Raw genomic sequence first — 22878 nt, 5'->3', positions numbered from 1 at the left:
CGTCAACTGCCCAGCGCAGATCCGGCTATCCGCCGCAGACAGACGAATCCTGTTACGCCAGCGCAAGCCAACAATGCGGCTGCCGGCTCTGGGATCGGCATATGCGATTCGTTCGTGGCGCTGCCGGTCACGCCAACCCAACGCTGCCAGTAAAGGAAGTCGCGTCCATCGACGACACCGTCGTGGTCGGCATCGCCGTCCGTTCGGTCGGCGTGCTCGTTTCCGAAGTTGCTTTTCCAGACGAGCAGGTCGTCGGCGCCAACGCTGCCGTCGCTGTTGAAATCAGCAGACGCCACCACATCGAGCGAAACGCCGTTCGGCGAATAATCGACAAACCAATCGAGACCTGCGGCGAGCGCCGGGAGCGAGACGTCGCTAAAACTGCCAGACAAACCTTGAGCGGCGGTGAGGATTTCGAACGTATCGCCGAGCGTCGGCGAGAATAACGATCCGCCCGCGTCCACGAGAGAGACCTCCAGGCTTCCCTCAAGATCGACGGCGCCGCTGACGTTGACGACGTCGAAGTCGACGCCCGCTGAGCGGCCGCCAAGGTCGATTGCCAGCATGCTTCCGGCAAGATGGTAGTAGTCCCCGTCAACCGACAATTGACCGGACGGATCGACCTCGCCGCCGACGATCGACGCGAATCTGGCTCGCAGCGAGGCGCCAACGAGGTGCGTACTCGCGAGGGACGCCGTCGCGTTCCATCCATACAGGCGGAATTCCACCGATTCGGTCGTCGCCTGGGCGCCGGTGAATGATCCGGTGATTTCGAAACGATTGGCAGAACCCGAGGTGAAGTTATTAACCTCGGCAAGCTGTTGACCTGGAATGAAACCGGCGGCGCTCGAAAGTACGGCGTAGGTCGCGGCGGAATCGGCGCTGTCCCGCCACAGTGAGAAGGTGACGCTGTCGGGGAACATCGCCATCCCCTCAATCGGCCGCACAGCGAACGACAAGTAGTCGCCTCCATCGATGGCCGACTGTAGCGATGCGCCGCTTGAGAATCCCGTGACGCCGAGTTCATTCGGGGCATTGCCGCCATTGGGCGTCGAAAGCCCCGGGCCGCGGGCGAGCCCCGCTGCCAGTTCCAGGTGCGAATCGCTGCGTTTTAGAGCAGTCAGCGGCGCGCCATTGTTCGGCTGTGCGAGGTTGAATTCGAGCGTCGGTATCCCGACGAATCTCGCGTTCAACGATGCGAGATTGATGTGCGTATTGCCGCCGCCGTCGGTGGCGCCCCAGCCGTACAGACGGTACTCGATTGGATCGCTAGTCGCGGTGATTTCCGGAAGCGTCGCCGTGAGCGTGTGCTGATTGCCACTGCCACTATCGGTGTAAGTCGCTTGCGCGAGGGCGGTGGTTGCCGCGAAGCCATCGATGCTGGAAAGAATCGCAAAGTTCTTCGCGGCGGCGCCTCCGTTTCGCCACACGCGAAAACTCACGCTCGAGGGGATGGCGCCGGCTCCAGCGACAGGATCGACGGTGAAAGAGATGTAGTCGCCGTTGTTGATCGCCGCGGCGAGCGTTGAGCCCGTCTGGCCGATAATATTGAACTCGTTGCCCGCGTCGGTGCCGCCGTTCCCCAGCTTGGGCGAGACGCCGGGGCCGAAGTCGAGGCCATGCGAAACCTCCGCGTAGGGGCTGAGGGTACTCGTGGCTTGCAGCGGGACGTCGTCTTGCACGCCGCTAAAGTTAAAGTTGGCGCCGCTGACGACGCCCGTGTTGAGCGAGCTTGGCGGCAGCGCAGGCGGAGCGACGACAGGCCAGGCGGTTGCGTCGGCGCGGCCGGGAGAAAGTTCGCCTTCATTGTAAACGTCGCCGACGACGTGCCCCTGGCCGCGAAGTTCGCCGCCAACGCGGATGTTTGTCCAGCGATTGGAGGCGAGCGTGCCGCCGCTTAGATCAACGCGGCCGTGCGCGCCGATGCGAACTTCGTTTCGGCCGGTAAGCGTTTGCCCCGCATGAACGTCGACCACTTGTTCGGCAGATTGGCCGCGAATTTCGACGCCCAGCGTCGTCACGTCGTCGCTCACGTGCGCGATCCGCGGCGTGGCGCCGTTGTTCGCAATGGTCGCCGACCAATAGCCGTTGGGACGCCCTGCGCCGTCCCAACTAGAGTCGTCTTGGACGTTGCTGCCGTTACTGCCCGTGTAGGTGCGGTATTCAACGACGCCGCGCAGAGCGCCTTCGGCGACCGCCGCTGCCTGCAATTCAGCGGCGATTTGAGCGTTGGCCGGATTGCCGAGGCTCAGCGGACTCGATTCGCTGGGATCGGCGTTGAGATTGAAAACAGCCTGGGTCTCGTCGTAGTACTGGATCAGCTTCATGCCGTCCTGACGGACGACTGCCCAGCGCCCAATGCGCGGATCCGGATCGCCGCCGCGCGAGCCTTGATGCTCGAAGACAAGATAGTCGCGCTCGCGCTGATGGCCGACGCCAGTGAGCGTGGGAGCGATCGACGTTCCATCGATGCCAACCGGGGCTTCGGCGCCAGCGAGATCTGTAGCAGTCGCCATGAAGTCGGCTAAATCCGTTCGGTAGTCGCTGACGGAACCTGCGGCGATCGTGCCGGGCCAGTAAGCGACCGTCGGCGAATGGATGCCGCCTTCGTAAAGTTCGAATTTCCCGCCGCGGAAGTCGCCGTTGGCGTTGAAGAAATCGATCGGAGCATTGTCTTCGGTGGGACTTCCGCCATTGTCGGAAGTGAAGATCACGAGCGTATTCTCGCGAATGCTGTCGGAGTCGTCGCCGTCGTTGTTGGGATCGTCGAGTCGGGACATCAACGAGCCGATGCTGGCGTCCATCCGCGTGATCATCGCGGCGTAAGCCTTTTGCTGCGGCGTCCAAGTCGATTGCGACGCGTAGACGCCGTATCCGCCCGGAGCGCTGCTGATCGCGTCGAGATCGAAATGCGGGATCGTGTAGGCGACCTCCATGTAGAACGGCGCCTCGTCCGCAGCGTGCGCAGCGACGTATTGCTCGCTCTTGGCGGCGATCAGATCGTGCGTGTACTGAGCCGTGCCGCCAGGCCCGCCGCTGTTGATCGTCGTCGACACGCCTTGCGGGGCGCCGCTGGTCTGCCACATCCACTTGTTGAAGTAGTCGTGAGCCGCCCCGTGGTTGAGGTAGCCGTAGAAGTCGGTGAAGCCGTGATTGTTCGGCAAACTTGCCGTGGAGTTGACGACCGGCGCCACGCTCGCGCTACCCTGGGTCGCGCCGAAGCCCCATTTGCCGAAGATTGCGGAGTTGTATCCTGCAGCGGCGATCACCTGGGGCGTCATCACGTCTTCAGCGCGAAACCCCGCAGTGATCTCGTCATTGCCGTCCAGGCTGCCATGGCCTTGGTGGAAGCCGGTGTAGAGCATCGCCCGGCTCGGCGCGCAAACGGGCGCCGAGTAGGAATTCTCAAACCGCATCCCCTGGGCGGCGAGTTGGTCGATGTTCGGCGTAGCGATTTGCGTTTGGCCGTTGAAACCAACGCTTCCCCAACCGAGATCATCCGCGAGAATGTGGATGATGTTGGGGCGCGGGGCGTCGGCGCGCACGGCCTGACCTGACAGCGCCGTGCAGGCCGGCGCTGTCAGGCCAATCAACCAGTAGCGGGGTTTCATGGGCACTCCCCGCTTACCGCTGCACGCAGTGAAACTGCGGCGCTTGCCGGCGACCGCGGGCAGTAGCGATTCCGCCCACGGCTGCCGCTACGGCGAGTAGGCCGGCGGCAGGTTCAGGGACGTTTGTCTGAATAGTGGAATTAGAGAGCGCCGCGCTCGCGCCGTTCACGCCATCGCCGAGAAACAGACCGATGCGATTGAAATTGAACGTGCCGTTCGCGGGAAAATTCGCCGTGTTGATGCCATTGAGCGTGAAGTTCGACAAGTAGGGATTGCCGCTCACGCTGTCCGTACCGGTGATGGTTCCGAAAAGATCGAGCATCCCCGCGTTGCGGGTCAGCTTGAGCGTCAGCGTCACTGGCCCGGGGTTGGCGCCTTGGATGGAATCGCCGCCGGCGTCGGGCGTCCCGTTGCCGAGGTTCGTCGGGCTGTTGAACGGGTTGGTTTGCGAGGCGCTTGGTTGCTCGCGGATGAGTCCGCCGGCCGCCAGGTTGCTGTATTCGATGATGAATCCCTGGTTCGGGATATCGCTGGCCGCGACGGCGCCCGCCGGGCCGTTGAACAAGCCGATTCGCAACTGCGTGTTGAGCGTGTTGACGCCAACGCCGCCCGTGCGGCCGGTGATCGTCACGGTCGTCGAGACTTCGACGAAGTCGCCGTTGCTATCAAGCAAAACGGGCTGATCGAACGGGGCCATCGCCGCGATGTTGTCGGCGGCGGTGAAGGTCGGGGCGCTTGGCGTACCGCCAACCGTCGACGTTCCATTGTGAATGGCCCAGCCGCTAATCGTGGCGCTTTGAGCCAGCGGAGCCGTCGCGGCAAGGAGCGCCGCTACTGTAGGTAAAACCAAGTTGCGAATCTTCATGAGACAACCTCCAGTGAGCCCGCCGGGCTCGCGACAAAAGGGGTTAGACAAGGTGCGTATCAATCTGGCGAATCATCGGTTCGAATTAATCGTAGACTGCCGTCGCGCAACGCGGCGCTTAGGCATCCCCGCTCTGCCCGTTCGCAAGCCTCGCTTGCTTCTTGGTAACTGGCGGCGTGTGCTCGGGCTTAGTTGGGTCGTAGTTCGGGTTTGGCGTCGGCATTTGAGCGTTCACCGCTCCAAGCCAGGCGTGCAGTTCGTCCTGCAGCGATTTCACGAGTTCCGGCGATGAGGCCGCGACGTTTGTTCGCTCGCTGGGATCATCCTTCAAGTTGTAAAGCTCGACGCGGTGATCGTCGTAAAACTCGACTAGCCGCCAGTCGCCGCGACGAACGGCGGCATAGGGGGTCGTGCCTTCTTGTTGGTAATGCTGGTAGTGGGGGTAGTGCCAATACAGCGAGCGATCGGCGAGACCGCCCGTTTTATGCAGCAGCGGAACCAAGCTGACGCCGTCGCTGGGCGACGCATCGGCGACGCCCGTCATTGCCAAGATGGTCGGGTAAAGATCCATCGTGATGACCGGTGCATCGCAAACGCTGCCGGCCGGCGTCACGCCCGGCCAGTAAACGATGAGCGGCACGCGGACGCCCCCTTCGTAGCAAGAGCCCTTCCCCGCGCGGAGCGGTGCATTTGAAGTCGTCGGAATGCGACCGCCGTTGTCGGAGGTGAAGATGATGATCGTGTGGTCAGCGATACCGAGTTCTTTTAGCGTCGCGCGGATGCTGCCAACCGTGTGGTCCATGCTCTCGACCATCGCCGCATAGGCAGCGTTGGTGTGCCGCATCCCATCTTTCACTCTCTCTTGGTTACGGGCGATCAGCTTTTTTTTCGCCTGAATCGGCGTATGCACCGCGAACTGCGGCATGTAAAGGAAGAACGGTCGCTTCGCGTTCTCGCGAATGAAGCTAACCGCTTCCTTGCCGATGCGATCCGTGATGTATTCGCCCTTCGGTCCCTGCTTCATCGTGTCGATTGCGTACGGCGCGAAGTAGCCAGGCCGCGGTTGCGGCTGATCGTTGCCGGCGATGTTTACGTCGAACCCGTGCTTCTCCGGATAGTACTCCGGTCCGCCGAGGTGCCATTTTCCAATCGAAGCCGTCGCGTAACCGGCTGCGTGGAGTCGTTCGGCGATCGTCTCTTCTTCGAGCGGCAAATGCTTGACGAAATCGGGCACGATGAGTTTGGGGTTCGCCGGCGGCAAGCCGGGAATCCAGTCCGTCACATGCAGCCGTGCCGGGTATTTGCCGGTGAGCATCGCGGCCCGCGTCGGCGAGCAGACAGTGCAGGCCGAATAGTTTGCCGTGAATCGCATGCCGTCGCGTGCCAAACCGTCGATGCGAGGCGACGGGTAGAGATCGCTGCCGTAACAGCCGAGATCAGTCCAGCCGAGATCGTCCGAGACGATTAAAATGACGTTGGGCTTCGACGATGTAGCATCGTCGGCGTTTGCAAACGCAGTCCCGCCCAGCGCGAGGAGCATCAAACAGACTAGGTGAACGAGCATTTGCATTCGCGGCGCCTTAGCTTGCGGGACTTGCAGACTTTTCCCGTTTCACCGGCGCTTTGCTCTCGGCCGTCACCGGCCAGTAGGGCGAATCGGTCCGAGCGGTGCGGAAAAATTCAGCGAATCGAGCGACGATATCTGGATGCTCCGCCGCGAGATTTGTTGTTTCGCCGACGTCGGTAGCAAGATCATAGAGTTCGATCGCGCCTGACTTCGGATCGCGAATCGCCTTCCAATTGTTCCAACGCGATCCTTGCTGCTGGAGATCGAGCTTATCGAATTCCCAGTAGAAGAATCGATCCGCCAACTCCGGCTGATCTTTCCCGGCGAGCGACGGCGAGAAGTCCTTGCCGTCGGTCTGCTGCGGAGCGGCGCCGCCGGCTAGCGCCGCGAAGGTCGGCATCACGTCGGCGAAGTACACGGGCGTTGCGGTGGTCTCGCCTGCGGGCACATGCCCCGGCCAGCAAGCGATGAGCGGAATGCGGATGCCCGCTTCCGTCACATGGCCCTTGAAGCCGCGGAAAGGCCCGTTGGCGTCGAAGAACTCGGCGTCGAACCCGCCTTCGTCCCTGGGCGCCCCATTGTCCGAAGCGAAGATCACCAAGGTTTTATCGTCAATGCCCAACTCCTTAATAAGCGCGAGCAGTCGCCCGACGTCGCCGTCCATGCGCTCCATCATCGCCGCGTAACCTTTTAGCGGTTCGGGCCAATCGCGGTCGGCGTACTTGCCGTAGCTCGGCGTCTCCATGCCGTTCGCGCCTGCTTCGTTATTGCAGTGCGGAATCGTGAATGCCACCGTCAAGAAAAATGGTTCGTCAGCATGTTCGCGCACGAACTTGAGCGCCTCTTCCGCAAACAGATCATGGCTGTACTCCACCTTCTTTGCCGACGTTCCGCGATCAGCGGCCAATCCTTTTGTCGGACCGTTGCGGAGCTTCACCTTCGACTCATTTCGCCATAAAAACGCCGGATAGTAGTTGTGCGCGTGGCCGTGGCGAAGATAGCCGAAAAAGTAGTCGAACCCCTGTCGAGTCGGCAGTCCGGCCTGTGCTTTGCCGACGTCGCCTAATCCCCATTTGCCAATCAGGCCCGTGGCGTACCCTGCATCCTTCATGACGCGCGGCAGGCTCACGTCGCTCGCCAACAATGAGAGCCCTGGCATTGACGCATCGCCGTTGCCGCGCACGCGGGCGTGGCCGCCGTGCACCCCGGTCATCAGCACGCAACGCGACGATGCGCAGACAGGACCGCCAGAATAGGCATCGGTGAACCGTAGCCCTTCCGCCGCCATGCGATCGATATTCGGCGTAGCGACCAGCTTTTGGCCGTAGCATCCCAACGCGCCGTAACCGAGATCGTCGACCAAAATCAGGACGATGTTCGGTTTCGCGCCGCTGGCCGGCGCTGCCGCGAGTGCTGCCCCAGGAAAACTCGCGACAACCGCCGACCACGACGTTAGCAGCAACGCCAAACGGCATGCCGCAGGCATACCCAGGCATCGCTGGCGAACGATCGATCGAAAGTGGGAAAGCATCATAGGGAGTCGCCTACCGCCTCTTCGCCGTCCCGTGAGCCCGCTGCTCGCCAAACGATGGGATCCACGCCGTCAGCGACAAAGCGCGTGCTGCCATCAGCCATTGCCAAGTTCACGCCCCCCTTGTGATTACTTGAGGCTGTCGTCGCCGTGCCTTGCTCATTGACCGGAACGGCAGTCAAGCCGCCGCTACCGTGCGTGCAACTGCGGGAGTTGGGCGGCATCAAATGGTTGTAGCGGGAAGTCGAATAGTCGCCATGCAACCAGTTGCGTCCGCCGCAGCAAAACTGACTCGTACCGGTCAGTACGCCCGGATTGGCGATCGACGTGCATGACGTGTACGACTGGTCAGCCGTATCTTCGGCGGCGCCGCCCATTCTTAACCAGTCGCTCGATTCCTCAACGACTGAAGTATCACCGTCGCCTCGTACGCGTTCGCTGTAAATCGCGGTATGCGAGGTGCCGTCCGTTATCTCCTTAATCCGGATAGCCGCGTTCGTTACGAAGATGCCGTTGTTACGTTCCAAGGGAGGGCGACCCGGTCCGGGCGTCGTTCCAGGGATTGGAGTCACCCCGGTGTCGTTGCCGCCGTTGCCGCGGATGCCGGTTCGTCCCACATTGAGCCAATCGGTGCCGGCGGTACAGGTATCATTATTGACGCGGTCGTCCGGGTCCGACGGACAAAGCAGGAACGGAAACGAAACAAATTTGATCGGGCTATCTTTCGGCGACGCAGTTAAATCAATCATTTGATGCGTCGTATTCGCTTCGACGTAAGGCAGGATATGCGCTAAATGCCCCCATTGAGTGATCGTAGACGCATCTGCATTCTGTCCGCTCCGCCGTCCAATCGGAAACTCCTTCTTCGCGCCCTCATAGTTGAGCGCGGCCAAGGCGCACTGCCTTAGGTTGTTCGTGCATTGCGACCGGCGAGCCGCTTCGCGAGCCGCCTGAACGGCCGGCAGCAAGAGCGCGACTAACACGCCGATGATCGCAATGACCACAAGCAATTCCACGAGCGTGAACCCCGAGCGACGCTTCACACGCGACGTGCGAAGGCACGCCAAGAAGCAGTAGTTGCGGGACTCTATCGAACGATGAGCATTCATTGCGGACACCACTTCACTAGGGGCATCGAACCAGATGAACCAACCGGGCTCGGCCTCTCCTCCGAAACACCCCGCGGTCCACAAACTTTCCTGCTTCCGACCTTCCTACCTACTTCCGGCATGCGGTCGCTGATCGACGGGCTCCGGCCAACGCGCCCGCGGCGAGCAGCAACAGCGCCGCCGATGCGGGTTCAGGAATCGCGGACGCGGCCACGTTGGCGGGGCTGCCGGCGCCGAATTGATTGCGCCAAACGGCTAGGTCCAAACCATCGACCGTACCGTCGCCGTTCGCGTTGCCGTGCGCGTTGTCGCCGGCCGTACCAAAGTTGCGCTGCCAAGTGAGGAAGTCGGCGCCATCGACGTCGCCGTCGTTGTCAAAATCGGCGTCTTCCGTGCCAGGCTGGGTGGCGCTGAGCACCACGTCGTTGCCCGTGCCGCCCATATAGTTGATGTAGAAAGTCTTCCCGGCCAGATCGACCGCGGCGCCTTGTGCGTAATTGCCAAACGCGCCGCTAATCGCACCGTTCCCCGTGTTGTTGATGAGCGTGAACGTCTCGGTGCCCGCGGGCACGTAGGCGCCGAGCGACAGATTGAGCGTGGCGCCGCTCAACGAGATGGCGCCGCTGGAGACGACTTGGTCGTAACCGGTCGCCGCGACGGCGCCAGTCAAATCGACTTGCATCGTCGAGGCTGCATCGAAAGCAAGATCGCCCAAGATGGTAAGCCTGCCGGCCGACGTGTAGAGATTGGGCAGTTGCGGAGTCGGCAAATTGGCTCCGAGGGTTGATGCAAGATCGCCGGGCGCGAGCGTGCCGCCGACAAGCGTGACGTTCGACGCATCGCCCACCGAGCCCAACGTGCCCGTGCCGCCAAGGATCGCGGCGTTGACGGCGACGTCGCCCGTGCCCACGCCCGAACCGGAGGCGTTGCTGACCGCCAGGGCGCCGTTGGAAATGGTCGTGCCGCCTGAGTAGACGTTGGCCGCCGCGAGTTTCAACAAACCGTTACCCGACTTTTGGAGAAGGCCTACGCCTCTCACCTCAGCCGACAGGACGCCCGTAGAATCGGCGGCCGCCACGTTGATTTGCGACGCCGATTGCAAGTTGACGGGGCTGTTGAAGCTAGCGACAACTTCACCGGCGCCATCGAACCGCAAGGCGCCGTTCTGGGTGACCAATCCTGGAAACGCCGGCTTGCCAGGACCGTTCAGTTTCAACTCGGCGCCTGGTCCGAGCGTGACGCTCGACAGGGCGTTGCCGATTTGCAATTGGCCGCCGCTGTTCACAGTGACGCCCGCCGCCTTGCTGAGCGTCGGATTCAGCATCCCTGCAGCAGAACCGTTGGGGATAATCAACCGCACGCCGCCGGCATTGATGACCAAATTCCCCAGAAAGCCTTCCGTCGCCCCCAGCGTTCCGGCGAATCCCAACTGCAAATTTCCCTGGCCCTCTTTCGTGATCGTGCGGGCGGCGGCGCCGTCGATGCGCTGCGCAAACTCAGTATTCGTGTTCCTGCTGAGCGAGTTGTTCGCATTGACGACTAGATCGGACTCGACGCGGACGGGGACGTTGATCCGCAAACGGCTTTCCAGCTGATCGGCCGCGCCGAGATTCTCGTTCAACGTCGCGGCGCCGGAACTCGTCCTGAAGACAAGCGTTCCTTGCGTGATCTGAGTGCGGAAGTATTTCGTCGGATCGGTCGGATGATTATTGGAGGTGAGCGTGCCGACGACCGTGTCGTTGCCGCCGAGCGAGAGGGTGTACGTCGAGCCGGCGGAAACGCCGGTGGAAATCGGCTGATTCAGAATTGCGACAGCATCGGTTGCGTTAGGGATCCCGTTGTCCCAGTTCCCGGCCGCATGCCAAGATCCCGAGGCGTCGGTATCGGTTACGTAGGTGCTCGTCTGGCCGAAAGCGACGAGGCCGGCAAACGGGATTGAAATCAAAGCGAGCATACCGCTCCCGATGTGGATGGACGGCCAGTTTCTTCGAGCCATGCCTAGAGCCCTCTTGGTTGAATCCGCCTGTTGCAACAATCAACGCGTCGCGGAGGCGGCGAGACGCCTACCGATCTTGCTTCACGCTTGCGCATGCAGAGCGCCGTTTCCAGCGACGTTGATCAGTCTCCAAAAGTGAAAAGTTTCCAATCGAACGGCTAATCCGACGCAACCGTCGCCGACTGATTGTTTGGCGCGAACGACGCCGATGGATTGGTCAGGAGCAGATGAGTTTCGCGTCAACCGTTTGGCGTACCACTTGCCAAAACCGATTGACTTTTTCTTTCTCTGTGTGCAATATGACCTTGCACAAACGATTGTGCAAGGTTTTTTTGAAATTTATTTCACGACCGGATCGCCGGAGGCGAAATGACCCAAGAACCCGTAACGCTGGAGCACGTCGCCGCCGCGGCGGGCGTCTCGACGTCGACGGCCTCTCGAGCATTGGCCGGTAAGGCACGCGAGTGCCGCATCAGCGCAAAGACGGAAGAAGCGATCCTCTTGGCGGCTAAAGGGTTAGGATTTCAGCCTAGCCACGTCGCGCGATCGCTCCGCAATCGCCGCTCGGGCCTGATCGGTTTGTTAGTGCCCGACGCCTCCAACCCGTTCTTCGCGGCGATCGCGCGAAAGGCCACGGTGTTCGCGGAGCAGCACGGGTTGTCGACGTTGCTGGCAGACAGCCACGACTCGATCGACCATGAAAAAGAACTTCTGACTCACCTCCAATCTCGACAGGTCGAAGGCCTCATCATTTGTGCGATTGGCGGCTCAAGCTCGCATTTGCAGTCGTTAAAACAAGCCGGGACCAACGTCGTAGTCGTCGACCGTTGGTTTTCCGAGGTCCACCTCCCGACGGTCACCTCGGACAACGAGCGCGGCGCCTTTATGGCAACGAGCGCGATGATCGATAAAGGACATCGTCGCATTGGCTGTCTACAAGGCCGACCGGGAACGTCATCCAATGACGAACGCCTCTTGGGGTTCAAGAATTCGCTCCAAGCTAACAACATTGAAGTCGATCCGACGCTCGTTCGCGGCGATGATTTCAGCGAAGAGTCCGGCTACCGTTCGGCTTGCGAACTGCTCGACGCTCATCCTAACCTGTCAGCGATGTTTGCGTTCAGCAACCAAAATGCTTTGGGAGCGCTGCGGGCTTTCGCCGAACGGAAACTGAGCATCCCCGGCGACGTTTCGCTGGTAATGTTCGACGATGCGCCGTTCGCTGAGTTCCTCGCCTCCCCGCTGAGCGTCGTTCGACAAGACGTCGACGCGATCGGACACCGAGCGGCGGAACTGTTGATTGACCAAATTCGCACGGGGAAAAAACCGCGAGACTTGCTGCACCGCCTGCCGGTGGAGTTCGTGTCGCGGAGTTCCGTGGCTGCACCTAAATACGTTTGATGAGCTTGATTCTGCAGTAATTCGCAGATCAAGCGACTCGTTTGCATTCGCTATTCACTTCTCCTTACTTATCAACCCAAGCGACACTCGCCTGCCCAAACCGGCAGGCGAATCGTACTCATGCCATGCCTACCCTACGCTTCTTTACGCTGTTTCTGGCCGTGCTGACGGCCGCAGCTCAAGCCCACGCTGAACCTGCCCGGCAGCTTTCGCGCAGCGTCTTACGCGACAAGATCCGCGGCGCCTGGGCTGCCCAGATGATCGGCGTGTCGTACGGCGCGCCGACGGAATTCAAAACCGTCGGTAAGACGATCGAGGGTGAGATCAAAGGCGATCCACTTTCGAACGCCATCGACCAAGACGATTTGTACGTCGAGATGACGTTCGCCCGGGTGATGGACTCCAAAGGGCTCGACGCGACCACTGCCGACTACGGCGATGCGTTCAAAAGCACCAAGTACAAACTGTGGCACGCCAACGCCGCGGCGCGACGCAATCTCAATCGGGGCATCGCGGCGCCGATGTCGGGGCACCCGACTTACAACCTGCATGCCGACGACATCGATTTTCAAATCGAAGCAGACTTCATCGGCATTATGTGCCCCGGTCTGCCTCAGGCCTCCAACGCCTTCTGCGACCGCGTGGGGCGCGTGATGAACTACGGCGACGGCCTCTACGGCGGGATGTTTATCGCTGGGATGTACTCAGCCGCTTATTTCGAAACCGACCCGCGTAAAGTCGTCGAGGCCGGCCTCGCTTGCATCCCCGCTGACAGCCCCTACGGGCAGATTATCGCTGACACGCTCGCGTGGTCGGCCGAGGAACCTGACGATTGGCGGAAGGTTTGGCAGAAACTCGAAGACAAGTGGGACAAGCATGACGTTTGCCCTAACGGGGTTCACCGGCCGTTTAACATCGACGCCAAGCTTAACGGAGCGTACGTCGCGATGGGGCTGCTCTACGGCCGCGGCGATTGGCAGCAAACGATGGAGGTTTCGACCCGCTGCGGACAAGATTCAGACTGTAATCCAGCAAGCGCGCTCGGCGTTCTGGGGGCGATGCTTGGGTTCGACAAGCTGCCCAGTAGCGACAAGGAAGAAATCGCCAAGCTGGCGGACACGAAGTTTAGCCACACCGACTACTCGTTCAACGACATCGTGAAGTCGACTGAGACGCGCGCCTTGGAAGTCATTCGCGACGCCGGCGGCATGGTCACCGACGCTGAAGTGACGATCCCGCCGCAGGCGCCGCAGCCGCCGGAGCTTGAACTTTGGAACTTCGGTATCCCCACGAAGGTCTGGAAAGCAAACGATCCCGCCTGGCACTGGACCGGCAAATGGCGCGACGTGAGAGATCGGCAGAATGTTCCCGCCAAGGTGACGAACGTTCCCGGCAGCGAGGCGACGTTGAAATTCAACGGAACCGGCTTGGCGCTAATGGGAAATCTTTCCGAAGCGGGCGGCCGTGCAGACGTCTACATTGACGGGGTAAAGAGCGATCTGGTCGCAGATAATTACATTGTGCCGAACACGATCGACGACGACTTGTGGCGAGTCTACGGGCTCGCGCCCGGCGAACACACGGTGCGGCTCGTGGTGCGATCGGACGCCGATCCCAACAGCAAAGGGCGGCGAATGCTGCTGCTTTCGGCGATTGCTTATCAAACAACTCACGCGGACGAAGCTTCCGCGAAATAGTCGCGTCTCTTCCATCGCTTTTTCAGGCGGATCCAATCCATGGTTATCGTTGAATCCTATCCAGTCGCCGTGCTGATGTGCATCGTCACCATGATCTGTTGGGGATCATGGGCGAACACGCAAAAGCTAGCGACGAAAGAATGGCGATTCCAGCTGTTCTACTGGGACTACTGTCTCGGAGCGTTGCTGCTGACGTTGATCTTCGCCTTCACGCTCGGCAGTATGGGCGACGATGGTCGAGGCTTTCTCGACGACTTGCGCCAAGCCCAAGGCAAGTACATTGGTTACGCCTTGATCGGCGGCGTGATTTTCAACGTGGCGAACATCTTGCTGGTAGCCGCGATCGACATCGCTGGCATGGCTGTCGCCTTCCCGGTCGGCATTGGGCTTGCCCTGGTGATCGGCGTCATCACCACCTACCGCGTCGATCCTTCGGGTGATCCATTCCTGCTGTTTACCGGCGTCGCCTGCGTCGCAGTCGCTATCATCGTTGATGCCTTGGCGTACCGGCGTATCCCATCAAGCGGGCAAAAGACGACCGTGAAAGGAATCGTGCTCTCCGTGCTGTGCGGCATTTTGATGGGTCAATTCTTCCAGTTCGTCGCGGCCGCGATGCCTCCTCTCGACCACATCAGTGATCCGGAGAACGCCGGGAAACTCACGCCTTACACGGCGCTCTTCTTCTTCGCCTTGGGCCTGTTTCTGTCGAGCTTCATCATCAACACGGCGGTCATGATGAAACCATTCGTCGGCGAACCCGTTCCCTTCGGAGATTACTTCCGGAAAGGGAATCTGCGACTCCATCTCGTCGGCGTGCTCGGAGGCATGATTTGGTGCGTCGGCATGTCGTTTGCGATTCTTGCTGGCGACGCAGCTGGGTACGCCATATCGTATGGATTGGGGCAAGGGGCAACGATGGTCGCCGCATTCTGGGGCGTCTTCATCTGGAAGGAATTCAAGGACGCGCAACCTCGCGCCGACCGCCTGCTCGCGCTGATGTTTTTGCTATTCGTCATCGGACTGGCGTTCATCATCTACGCGAACATCAAATAACGTCACGAGTGAGGCGCCTGCCTGAAGCATACGGATCGCTTCAACATATGAACATTTAGTCCACCTACTGGTGATTCAATGATGAAAGCCAATATTGTCGTGGTCGGCAGTTCCAATACCGACATGATCATCAAACTCGATCGCATCCCGAAGCCGGGCGAGACGCGGCTGGGCGGCGAGTTCTTGACTGCCGCCGGCGGCAAAGGCGCTAATCAAGCCGTCGCCGCGGCGCGGGCCGGCGGTTCCGTGGCCTTCGTCGCGCGAGTTGGGCAGGACATGTTCGGCGAACAAGCCGTCGCTGGACTCGTTGAGAACGGCGTCGACGTGCAGTTCGTGCAGTTCGATAAGGCCCCGTCCGGCGTGGCGTTGATATTCGTCGGCGAAGACGGCGAGAACAGCATCGCCGTCGGCAGCGGCGCGAATGCGAAACTGTCGCCGGCCGACGTTCGTAAGGCGAAAGCAGCCATTGCCGACGCCGACGTCGTCGTGATGCAGTTGGAATCTCCCTTAGAGACCGTCGAAACGGCGGCCAGGCTCGCGGCTGCGGGCGGCGCCACGGTGATCCTTAATCCCGCTCCCGCTCAGCCTTTGTCGGACAAGCTGCTGAAACACATTACCATCCTGACTCCCAACGAGTCAGAAACGGAACTGTTGACGGGCGTACGAATCAGCGACGATGCTTCGTGCGTTCGCGCCGCCGACATCCTCCGCGCTCGCGGAGTTGAAACAGTGATCATCACGCTCGGCTCGCAAGGCGCCTTTGTCGCCTCTCCTACGCTAAGCGAACGCGTCCCCGGCTACTCCGCAAAGCCCGTCGACACGACCGCCGCCGGCGACACCTTCAATGGCGCCCTCGCCGTCGCTTTGGCGGAACGGGTTTCGATTCTCGAAGCTGTTCGGTTCGCCAATGCGGCCGGCGCGATTTCCGTGACTCGCGTCGGCGCTCAGCCGTCTGCTCCCACCCGTCGCGAAATCGAGAAGCTTGTCAAAGGCAAGCTCTCGCGAACTGACGCCCCTGCGAAACACTCCAAAAACGGATCGCTCGCCAATGGAGGCTCGCGCCGTCGCGCGGTCGCCTCTCCCTAGCGCCCGCTAAGGGTCGATAGCCGGAACACGTTTTCCGCGCGTGGGGGAGGATACTGCGCGCTATGCTAAGCGGCTGCGCTGTGCCACTACGGAACACAGAGAGAATCTTCCATGAGAATTTCGACAGCTCTGCTTTGCTTCTGCTTATCCGCAGCTTGGCTGACGTCGCTCCGCCGAGCGCAATCCGAAGAGCATTCCACCGCTGTCGCGAGCCATCCCGGGAATGTGCATGTTGCAGGCGAGACGGTGCGCGTCCCCATTCCAGCGACCTGGGCCGGTTGGCGCGCCATCGACGTCGACGGCAAGGAAGTCGGCCACGGAAGCACGTCGGAGGAGTCGGTCGACCTCGGGAAGCTTCCCGTTGGCTACTTCGAAGTCTTGGAATCATCAGGGCCTGGAATCGTCACCGCAGCGGTGGTGGCCCCCGTGACGCCGGTCGCCGACACGCCGATCGCGCTCGACACTGCGATCGCTTGGTTTTACGCAGAGCCACAGCAGATTCGCGAGGCGTGCACCCTCTGCCGTCTCGCTGGCGTCGAATGGGTTCGCGACCGCTTGAGCTGGCCTGAGCTGCAACCCGCGCGAGGCGCGTGGACGGACGAGGGACGCTACGAACGCGCCATGCGGATCGAGCACGAAGCGGGGCTGAAAGTGTTGCAGGTCAATCACGCCTCGCCTGCTTGGGCGACGGACGCTCAGTCGCGTTTCCCCGAGGACTTGCAACTTGTCTACGAATTCTATCGAGGCCTGGCCGCGCGGTGGAAAGGACTGGCCGACGCCATCGAGCCTTGGAATGAACCAGACATCGAACTGTTCGGCGGCCACACAGGCTGCGAGATCGCCGCATTTCAGAAGGCCGCCTACTTGGGACTGAAAGCGGGCAATCCGCAGCAACCGGTTTGCGGAACGGTCTTCGCGATCGACCGTGCGGAAACCCTCGAAGAATTCGGCGCCAACGAAGTCTTTCCATACTTCGATCGCTACGACTTGCATCATTACATCGCACTGCCGCAATACTCCCGCGCGTACGGACGACATCGCGACGGCAGCGGCGGTAGGCCGTTGTGGACTACCGAGTTTAATCTTCCGGTGAACTGGGCGAACGAAGCCACGAAAGAACCCTCGCCAGAAGAACTGCGAGTGCAAGGCTTCCGCGTGGCGAAGGTCTTCACGCAGGCGCTTTACGAGGGAAGCGAAAAGGCCTTTTACTTTATTCTCGGCGACTACGTGGAGCGCAATCTCCAGTACGGGCTCGTCCACCACGACCTCACGCCTCGGCCCGCGTACGTTGCATTTGCCGCGGTAGGCCGATTGCTAAACGGCGCGAAGCCGCTAGGGCGAATCGATTTGGGCGATGATTTGCTGAAAGCCTATCTCTTCCGCACCGTCGTTGATGGCGAGGAACGCTGCACGCTCGTCGCTTGGAGCGAGACGAAGCCTGCGGCGCTCAAGCTCGGTTCAATCGACAAAGCGTACGATTACCTGGGACGCGAAGTCGCCGAGATCGCCAAGCTGCAGCTCACGCGGTCACCGCTGTTCCTAGTGACTTCTGCTCAAGGGTTTCCAGGCGTCACGGTCGTGCCCCCGCCCTCGAAGCCCGCGTGGCGCAAGGGTAGTCCCTGCCCTGTCGTGCTGCAGATTTCGGGCGCCGGCGACGTCAAGCAGTCGGCGTTCCAGCTCGATGCGCAGCGAGAGCTACGCCTAACTGCATACAATTTCGGCGACGCAACGGCAAAGGGCGTGTTGAAGTTTCAAGGATGTACTTGCTCATCTCCTGAGATCACTATCGAACCTGGTCGAAAGATTGAGTCCGTTCTCAAGATCAACGATGCTAAGAATATCAGGGCAGAACTCGACTTGAACGAAATTGGCCGAGCCGTTGCCGCTGCACGCGTCGTTACCAATCATGATTCCAGCGCGGCAGCGCGTTAGGCGTGCTTCGTCGTCGCTTCAGCGATCCGATCGCATTCACCAGAAAACCAGTTTGGACATTACTCCATGCGATACGCGGCACTCCTGAGTTTCCTTTACTGCATCACCTGTGCAACCAGCGGCTTCTCGCAATCGCTGGTCGCCGAAACGCCGCCGCTCACGGCGCAGGAGCAGCTGAAGAAGTTTCATCTTCCGGCGGGGTTTGAGATTCAACTCGTCGCCCAGGAGCCGGAGATCCACAAGCCGATGAACATGAAGTTCGACGCTCGCGGTCGCTTGTGGGTCTCGCACAGCCTCGAGTATCCGTTTCCAGCGGCAAGCGACGAAGCCGCTAGGGATGCGATCAGCATCCTCAGTTCATTTTCCGCCGCCGGGACCGCGCAAACGGTTAAGCAGTTCGCCGACCACCTGAATATTCCCATCGGCCTGCTCCCGCTCGGCGAAAGCGAGGCGCTCGCTTGGTCGATTCCGAACATCTACCGGTTCATCGACTCCAACGGCGACGGGGTAGCTGATGAACGGTCCATCGCCTTCGGTCCGTTTGGGATCACCGACACGCACGGAAATCAGAATGCGTTCACGCGCTGGATCGACGGATGGGTTTACGCCAATCACGGCTTTAACAACGACAGCAGCGTGAAGATCGGCGGCAAGGGCGAAGAAGTGCTCCGACTGCAATCGGGCAACACCTACCGCTTTCGCGCCGACGGCTCGGCGATTGAGCAGTATTCATGGGGCCAGGTGAACCCCTTCGGGCTCAGCTTCGACCCGTTAGGGAACCTCTACTCCGCTGATTGCCACTCGTCGGCCGTGTCGATGTTGCTCCGCGGCGGCTACTACCAGAGCTTTGGCAAGCCCCATGACGGGCTCGGGTATGCTCCCGTGATGACCAACCTCGATCATGGTGGCACTGGCATCGCCGGCGTGGTTTACAGCACGCTGCCAGACTTTCCGGCCAAGTATCGCGACGTACTGTTCGTCGGCAACGTGATCACCAACCGCGTCCATTGCGATCGACTGAAGTGGAGCGGATCGACGCCGGTCGTTGACAAAGTCGAGGACTTTCTCACCTGCGACGACCCGTGGTTCCGTCCGGTAGACGTTCAGGCCGGGCCGGACGGGGCTCTGTACGTCGCTGATTTCTACAACTGCATCATCGGGCACTACGAAGTGCCGTTGCAGCACCCGAAACGCGACCGCGAACGCGGTCGGATCTGGCGCATCGTTTACACCGGCGATAAGACCACGACTTCGTCGCGTACAGCCCAAACGGCCCCTGATTTACAAACCTTCAACGCGGAAGAGCTCTTTGCTTTCCTCGGTCATGCGAACTTGACGACCAGGGTCCTCGCTACGAACCGCATCGTGGATGAATTCCCCGAGCAGGCGGGCGCGATGGCAAGCAAATTGCTGGCGGAGCTGGTTGAGGCTGCCGCGCAAGACGACAACGAGTCGCTCGATCGCGCCGCGCATCAGGCGAGCCATGCCGTTTGGATTCTGCAACGCACTGGCGGGATTCCCAAGGGAACGACGCTGGGGCTTTTGCGTTCAGGCGTCCCGCGAGAAGTCCAAGTCCATCTAGCCAAGGCGCTCGGAGAAACGTCCGATTGGCAGCCTTGGCATTTCCAAGCAGTCCGCAGTACCCTGGAAAATGCCGACGCCTTTGTCCGTCGCGCCGGAGCCGACGCACTTTCGAAGCATCCTAACGCCGAAAATTTGGCTCCACTTCTCACCTTGCTAAACGCGACGGATTCTCAGGACGCGCAACTGTATCACCAGACGCGCATCGCCATACGCAATCAGATCGCCAGCCCGGCGATCGCGAGCGACTTACTGAATCTTCAACTCTCCGCGGCCGAACGCGAACAGTTGGTGGCGTTCGCCGTGACCGCTCCCAAGGGCCCTGCGGCAATTTTGATTTTCGACGAGGCCCTCGACGGTCGCATCGATGACGACGCATTGCTCAACGCCCTCCCCACAGCCGCCGAGTACGTCGACACGGATCGAATCGCCGCCATGCTGGACCACGTCGAGCAGCGATTCGCGTCAAAGCCAGCCAGTCGGCTGATGGCTCTGGAAGCCCTCGCCAAAGCGTCGGTGCGTCGCGGCGTTCCGTTGAACGCGTCGGTGCGTGAAGCAATGGCGGCGCTCATCAAGCCCGTGCTATCTGGCAACGCTACTCTTGAGTGGCATAATGCCCCTCTCGAAGGTCATGCGACCGCGCCCAGCCCTTGGGAGCGCCAGCAGCGTCCTTCAAATCAAGGGGGGCTCCTCGACATGATCAGCTCCTTGTCTGGACAGGGAGAGCGCGGCGGCGGCGTGCTCCGCAGCCCAGAGTTTCAGCTTCCGGCTCGCATCCACTTTTGGATGTGCGGACATGACGGATTGCCAAACGAGCCCGACCGCCATTTGAACTACGCAAGACTCGTCTTGGCGGATGGAACGGAGGTCGCTCGCAGCTATCCCCCCCGCAACGATCTCGCGCAGAGCTACGAGTGGGATGTGCAATCGCACGAAGGCAACTGGGGGCGAATCGAGGTCGTCGACGGCATGACGGATCGCGACGGCTTTGCTTGGCTCGCCGTCTCGAATTTCGAACCGGCCGCGGCCGCGCTCCCTCGTGGAGCAGTCGAAAGCCGCGAGAACGCTAGTCTGCGACTCATCGAATTGGTCGGCCAGCTAAAATTGGATCCACTCAACGAAGTCGTTCTGGCCTTGGCCACTTCCGCGGCGGAGAGCGCGCCCGCGCGACTTGCAGCGACGAAAGCGTTGGCTGCACTCGATGTGGAGTCGGCGGTTGCACCGCTCTGTACGCTGCTGGCTAATTCAAATCTGCCCATGGCCGCGCGAGTCGCGGCCGCCGAGCAACTAGGACAGATCGACTCGAACGAGGCACGACGTCAGCTACTGGCTGCGCTCCCCTCCGCCCCCCAGTCACTTGCAACGGCGATAGCCGCGAGCATCGCCGCTCGCGCTGAATCGGCCGAAGTGATTCTTCAGATGATCGAAGGCGGAAAAGCTTCAGCGTCGCTCCTGCTCGAGCCGCTAGTGGTCGAGCGATTGCGATCGCGAAAGTTGCAGGGTGCGGATGAGCGCATCGCGCGGCTGACCGCAGACCTCGAACCTGCCGACGAACAGAAAGCCAACCTCATCGCAGAGCGGCGAGCGGCCTACTCGACGGGTAAGTTTGACCCTGAACAGGGACGCGTCGTATTCGCCAAGAGCATCTGCGCGAGTTGCCATCGCATCGGCGACGTTGGCAGCAACGTCGGTCCCGCGCTCGACGGCATCGGGAACCGCGGGCTCGATCGGTTGCTGGAAGACACCCTGGATCCGAATCGCAACGTCGATCCCGCCTTCCGTACCGTGACCATTCTAACGGATGCGGGCCAAGTCTTCGGCGGCTTTGGAGTTCGCGAAGAGGAGCAGCAGTTAGTCTTCAACGATGCAGAAGGCAAAGAGCACCGCGTGCCAATCGACCAAGTGATCGAACGCATGACGACCTCGCTTTCGCCGATGCCGAACAACGTGGCCGATCAGATTCCGCCCGACGATTACTATGCGTTATTGGCGTATCTACTCAGCCTGAAACAGCAATAGCACGAATGGGATCGCCACGAAGCAAATGACGTCGCGCAAAGCGGCGTCTGGTTGGATCGTACATGCGTAGCGAAGTTCTGCTGGCGATTCTGCTCATGGCGGTCGGCGCGTCTGCGCGAGGCGCCGAAGCGTGGCCTCAGTTTCGCGGGCCGACGGGACAGGGAGAAGCGCAAGAAGAGCGGCTACCGCTGGAGTGGAGTGAATCGGAGGGAATTAAATGGAAGGCGCCGCTCCCTGGACGAGGCTGGTCGTCCCCGGTCGTCGCCAATGGAAGGATTTGGCTGACTACCGCCGTGGAACAGGCTCAGGACGAAGCCAAGCGAGCGGAGTTGCTGAAGTCTTACGAAAAACTTCCCGTCAACGAACAGTTTCTGCGATTCGACTCGATCTCGCTCAGGGTGATCGAAGTCGACTTCGAGTCCGGCAAGATCCTGCGCGAGATCAACCTGTTTGAGCGGGAGTCGCCCCCGCCTATCCACGGGCTAAACACTTACGCGTCGCCGACGCCTGTGTTGGATACTGAAACCGGTCGGTTGTTCTGCCACTTCGGAACGTTTGGGACCTGTTGCATCGACACGCACACAGGCGAAATCGTCTGGAAGCGGCAACTCGAACTGGACCACGTGGTCGGACCAGGAAGTTCGCCTGCGCTGTACAAAAACTTGCTGATCATTCCCAACGACGGGATCGATCGCCAGTACATCGCAGCCCTCGATGTCGCGACCGGTAAGACGGTTTGGGAACAAAGCCGGCCGCCGATTCGCGAGAACAATACCGACCATCACAAGGCGTTCGCCACGCCGCTCGTCATCGAGGTTGATGGTCGGCCGCAGGCGGTGATTCCAGGCGCCCAGTGGTTCGTGGCTTACGATCCGCTCAGCGGCGACGAACTGTGGCGTATTGATCACGGCTCAGGCTTCTCGAATATAGCGCGGCCCGTATTCGACGGACAATTGCTCTTCCTCAATACCGGTCTCGGGAAGGCTCAACTGTGGGCGGTGCTGCCGGACGGCGCCGGCGATGTGACCGAGACGCATGTCGCATGGCGTGAAACGCGGCAGGTTCCCGCGATGTCTTCACCAGCACTAAGCAATGGGCGACTCTACATGGTGTCCGACGGAGGCGTGGCAAGCTGCTTGGATAGCGAAACCGGGAAGACGCTGTGGCGAGAGCGAATGCCGGGCAAGTACTCAGCGTCGCCATTGACGGGCGGCGGCCGCGTCTACTTTTGGAGTCACGAGGGGCGTACAAACGTCGTGGCAGATTCGAACAAATTCGAGTTGCTCTCGCAAAATGACGTCGACGGGATGCTCATGGCCTCTCCCGCGGCCATCGATGGCGACTTGTTGCTGCGAACAGATACTTCACTGTATCGAGTCACAGGCCGCTGAAGCTCGTCACTGAGCTCAGGTTCATGCGGCCACAGCGTC

General features: G+C 60.8%; 13 protein-coding genes. 7 read left to right on the top strand and 6 right to left on the bottom strand.

Annotation, left to right across the window (positions count from 1 at the left end; genetic code table 11):
* Nucleotides 1–2: 2 nt before the first annotated feature.
* The 6 genes from PLANPX_RS12890 to PLANPX_RS12865 all read right to left on the bottom strand — a co-directional run bounded on the left by PLANPX_RS12890 (nt 3) and on the right by PLANPX_RS12865 (nt 10637).
* On the bottom strand, nt 3–3611 hold the full coding sequence (locus PLANPX_RS12890; RefSeq protein ID WP_152099129.1) for a sulfatase-like hydrolase/transferase: 3609 nt from the start codon (nt 3609–3611) through the stop codon (nt 3–5).
* Between the two features lie 13 nt (nt 3612–3624).
* The gene (locus PLANPX_RS12885; RefSeq protein WP_152099128.1) at nt 3625–4476 is read right to left on the bottom strand and encodes a hypothetical protein; all 852 of its coding nucleotides are present in this window, start codon (nt 4474–4476) and stop codon (nt 3625–3627) included.
* Nucleotides 4477–4594: 118 nt separating this feature from the next.
* Nucleotides 4595–6046: a sulfatase gene (locus PLANPX_RS12880; RefSeq protein WP_152099127.1), complete on the bottom strand. Its 1452-nt coding sequence runs from the start codon at nt 6044–6046 to the stop codon at nt 4595–4597.
* 10 nt (nt 6047–6056) lie between these two features.
* Nucleotides 6057–7529 (bottom strand): arylsulfatase, encoded by a 1473-nt coding sequence (locus PLANPX_RS12875; protein ID WP_152099126.1) that lies wholly within the window; start codon nt 7527–7529, stop codon nt 6057–6059.
* Between the two features lie 44 nt (nt 7530–7573).
* Nucleotides 7574–8590, bottom strand: coding sequence for a DUF1559 domain-containing protein (locus PLANPX_RS12870; protein WP_420844081.1), 1017 nt, complete (start codon nt 8588–8590; stop codon nt 7574–7576).
* 202 nt (nt 8591–8792) lie between these two features.
* Nucleotides 8793–10637 carry an autotransporter-associated beta strand repeat-containing protein gene (locus tag PLANPX_RS12865; RefSeq protein ID WP_172992032.1) on the bottom strand — a complete coding sequence of 615 codons (1845 nt, stop codon included), beginning with the start codon at nt 10635–10637 and terminating at the stop codon, nt 8793–8795.
* Between the two features lie 411 nt (nt 10638–11048).
* Here PLANPX_RS12865 and PLANPX_RS12860 point away from each other — a divergent pair, with 411 nt between their 5' ends.
* From PLANPX_RS12860 to PLANPX_RS12830, 7 genes are all read left to right on the top strand, one after another.
* Nucleotides 11049–12080 (top strand): LacI family DNA-binding transcriptional regulator, encoded by a 1032-nt coding sequence (locus tag PLANPX_RS12860; protein WP_152099123.1) that lies wholly within the window; start codon nt 11049–11051, stop codon nt 12078–12080.
* 125 nt (nt 12081–12205) lie between these two features.
* The gene (locus tag PLANPX_RS12855; protein ID WP_152099122.1) at nt 12206–13777 is read left to right on the top strand and encodes an ADP-ribosylglycohydrolase family protein; all 1572 of its coding nucleotides are present in this window, start codon (nt 12206–12208) and stop codon (nt 13775–13777) included.
* 39 nt (nt 13778–13816) lie between these two features.
* Entirely contained in the window at nt 13817–14830 is a 1014-nt protein-coding gene (locus tag PLANPX_RS12850) for a GRP family sugar transporter (RefSeq protein ID WP_152099121.1), read from the top strand.
* A 78-nt stretch (nt 14831–14908) separates the two neighbouring features.
* A complete protein-coding gene (gene rbsK, locus PLANPX_RS12845) occupies nt 14909–15916 on the top strand; it encodes a ribokinase (RefSeq protein WP_198421885.1) in 1008 nt (335 codons plus the stop codon).
* Between the two features lie 111 nt (nt 15917–16027).
* Entirely contained in the window at nt 16028–17848 is a 1821-nt protein-coding gene (locus PLANPX_RS12840; RefSeq protein WP_152099120.1) for a hypothetical protein, read from the top strand.
* Between the two features lie 66 nt (nt 17849–17914).
* Nucleotides 17915–21448, top strand: a complete 3534-nt coding sequence (locus PLANPX_RS12835; RefSeq protein ID WP_152099119.1) for a DUF7133 domain-containing protein — start codon at nt 17915–17917, stop codon at nt 21446–21448.
* Nucleotides 21449–21510: 62 nt separating this feature from the next.
* Nucleotides 21511–22839, top strand: a complete 1329-nt coding sequence (locus PLANPX_RS12830) for a PQQ-binding-like beta-propeller repeat protein (protein WP_152099118.1) — start codon at nt 21511–21513, stop codon at nt 22837–22839.
* Nucleotides 22840–22878 lie beyond the last annotated feature (39 nt).

Origin of the sequence: Lacipirellula parvula, from assembly GCF_009177095.1 — a bacterium.
Lineage (GTDB): Bacteria > Planctomycetota > Planctomycetia > Pirellulales > Lacipirellulaceae > Lacipirellula > Lacipirellula parvula.
This window is presented reverse-complemented; position numbering and strand designations above follow the sequence as displayed.

Coding starts and splice junctions, on each gene's coding strand:
- PLANPX_RS12890 (WP_152099129.1), bottom strand. CDS start 3,611: ATGAAACCCCGCTACTGGTTGATTGGCCTGACAGCGCCGGCCTGCACG.
- PLANPX_RS12885 (WP_152099128.1), bottom strand. CDS start 4,476: ATGAAGATTCGCAACTTGGTTTTACCTACAGTAGCGGCGCTCCTTGCC.
- PLANPX_RS12880 (WP_152099127.1), bottom strand. CDS start 6,046: ATGCAAATGCTCGTTCACCTAGTCTGTTTGATGCTCCTCGCGCTGGGC.
- PLANPX_RS12875 (WP_152099126.1), bottom strand. CDS start 7,529: ATGCCTGCGGCATGCCGTTTGGCGTTGCTGCTAACGTCGTGGTCGGCG.
- PLANPX_RS12865 (WP_172992032.1), bottom strand. CDS start 10,637: ATGCTCGCTTTGATTTCAATCCCGTTTGCCGGCCTCGTCGCTTTCGGC.
- PLANPX_RS12860 (WP_152099123.1), top strand. CDS start 11,049: ATGACCCAAGAACCCGTAACGCTGGAGCACGTCGCCGCCGCGGCGGGC.
- PLANPX_RS12855 (WP_152099122.1), top strand. CDS start 12,206: ATGCCTACCCTACGCTTCTTTACGCTGTTTCTGGCCGTGCTGACGGCC.
- PLANPX_RS12850 (WP_152099121.1), top strand. CDS start 13,817: ATGGTTATCGTTGAATCCTATCCAGTCGCCGTGCTGATGTGCATCGTC.
- rbsK (WP_198421885.1), top strand. CDS start 14,909: ATGATGAAAGCCAATATTGTCGTGGTCGGCAGTTCCAATACCGACATG.
- PLANPX_RS12840 (WP_152099120.1), top strand. CDS start 16,028: ATGAGAATTTCGACAGCTCTGCTTTGCTTCTGCTTATCCGCAGCTTGG.
- PLANPX_RS12835 (WP_152099119.1), top strand. CDS start 17,915: ATGCGATACGCGGCACTCCTGAGTTTCCTTTACTGCATCACCTGTGCA.
- PLANPX_RS12830 (WP_152099118.1), top strand. CDS start 21,511: ATGCGTAGCGAAGTTCTGCTGGCGATTCTGCTCATGGCGGTCGGCGCG.